At 65.8% G+C, this 500-nt stretch carries 2 protein-coding genes; both read left to right on the top strand.

The window, feature by feature from the left end; all coding sequences use genetic code 11:
• Positions 1–202: DsrE family protein (locus K3F48_RS24075; RefSeq protein WP_222577961.1), on the top strand; the 202-nt coding region annotated here is incomplete at its 5' end.
• Positions 203–271: 69 nt separating this feature from the next.
• The coding region (locus K3F48_RS24070) for a pyridoxamine 5'-phosphate oxidase family protein (RefSeq protein WP_222577960.1) at positions 272–500 on the top strand (229 nt) is incomplete at its 3' end.

Below are 500 nucleotides of genomic sequence, written 5' to 3'. Positions count from 1 at the left end.
CCACGCGGCGCATGCTCTCTACGAAGCGGTGAAGGATGTCGTCGCGGGCGTCTGCGGCGGCTGCGCGGATGTCTTCGGCGCCACGGAGGACGCCCGCAAGACCGGACTGAAGCTCGATTACGAAAAGGCGATTCCCGGAACGCCGGGTGTGCTCGATCTGTCGAGCTATCTCGACCAGGGCTACAGCCTCGTCACATTCTGATCTCCGTTCTGCGCCCGGCCGCTTTCGCGGCTGGGCGCCCGCTCCCTCGACTCTGCCAAGGGATCGATCATGGACAATCAACGCCCCAACAGCGACATCGCCTTCACCGAGACGGTGAAGCAGCTCCAGCGCCGCAATGGCTCGCGCGACGCCTACGCCAAAATGGAGGCGCGCGGCTGGCAGGACCGCATCACCCCTCAGCTGGCCGCCTTCATCGCCCAGCAGAACAGCTTCTACCTCGCGACCGTGAACGCCGAGGGACAACCCTATATCCAGCATCGCGGCGGGCCGCGCGGCT

Origin of the sequence: Methylosinus sp. Sm6, from assembly GCF_019802345.1 — a bacterium.
Classification (GTDB): domain Bacteria; phylum Pseudomonadota; class Alphaproteobacteria; order Rhizobiales; family Beijerinckiaceae; genus Methylosinus.
This window is presented reverse-complemented; position numbering and strand designations above follow the sequence as displayed.